The sequence below is a fragment of the Methylobacterium nigriterrae genome, from assembly GCF_037106235.1.
Classification (GTDB): Bacteria; Pseudomonadota; Alphaproteobacteria; order Rhizobiales; family Beijerinckiaceae; genus Methylobacterium; species Methylobacterium nigriterrae.
The window spans coordinates 1-1,279 of sequence record NZ_JBAWTG010000381.1; the positions used below are offsets into that span (position 1 = coordinate 1).

1 protein-coding gene is annotated in these 1,279 nt (G+C 71.7%); it reads left to right on the forward strand.

The features are described 5' to 3' along the window. On the forward strand, positions 1–1,255 hold a 1,255-nt coding region (locus WDW90_RS37240), incomplete at its 5' end, for an IS1182 family transposase (protein ID WP_336492745.1). Positions 1,256–1,279: the final 24 nt, after the last annotated feature.

The window sequence follows — 1,279 nt, forward strand, 5'->3', positions numbered from 1 at the left end:
CGTGCTCAAGGGGCACGGGCGCCAACGCACCGACAGCACGCACGTGCTGGCGGCCGTGCGCGACCTCAACCGGATCGAGTTGTTGGCCGAGACGCTGCGCGCGGCTCTCAACGCGGTCGCGGCCCTTGTCCCCGACTGGCTGCGCCGTGTTGCCCCACCCGACTGGCACGAGCGCTACGATCGCCGGATCGAGGATGCGCGCCTGCCCACGACCGGCCCCAAACGCGAGGCTTACGTGCTCCAGGTCGGGGCGGACGGCTACCGCCTGCTCGACGCGCTGGATGGCGCGGGCGCCCCGCCACTCGCTGTCGCCTTGCCATCCGTCGCCGTGCTGCGCCGGGTGTGGGCGCGGCACTTCGCGCGCGCCGGTGACGGCAGCCCACCCGCCGGTGCCGGCATCCGATTGCGCCCGGTGCAGGGGCGTGGACCCGGTGACCGGATCGAGTCGCCCTACGACGTCGATGCTCGGTTCCGAGCCAAGTCCGGAGCCGACTGGACGGGCTACATGGTCCACCTGACCGAGACCTGCGACCCCGATCTGCCTCGGCTGGTCGTTCACGCCGACACCACTCCGGCCAATGTGCACGAGGCGATGCGCACTGCCGCGATCCATGTCGCCCTGGCCAGCTCGGGACTGCTCCCTTGCGAGCACCTGGTCGACGCCGCCTACGTGAGCGCCGAGCATCTGGTCACGGCCCGCGAGCGGCATGGCATCGCCCTGATCGGCCCGACGCGGCCGAACCAGAGTTGGCAGATGCGTGCGGAGGATGCGTTCCAGGTCACCGACTTCGCGGTCGACTGGGAGCGCCACCGCGTGCGCTGCCCCGAGGGGCACGCGAGCACGAGTTGGGGCGCGTACCGGGACAAGGCGAGCGGACGCCCATTCATCCGAGCGGGCTTCAGTCCCGCCGTCTGCCGCGCGTGCCCTGCCAAGCCGCGCTGTACCCGGGCGGCGAGCCGCCGACTCAGCCTGCATCCGCGCGCCGAGCACGAGGCGCTGGCGGCTGCGCGCATGCGGCAGGAGAGCGAGGAAGGCCGGCGGCTCTACGGGCAGCGGCAAGGCATTGAGGGGACGATCGCGCAAGGCGTGCGCAGCTTCGGCCTGCGCCGGGCACGCTACCGCGGGCTGGCGAAAACGACCTTGCAGAGCGTGGCGACGGCGGCCGCTCTCAACGTCGATCGCCTCGCTGCCTGGTTCTCGCTGCGTCCGCTGGCACCCACGCGCACCTCACGCTTCAAGGCCCTCACGGCATAGCTGTCGAATTCGCCAACAGTGTCC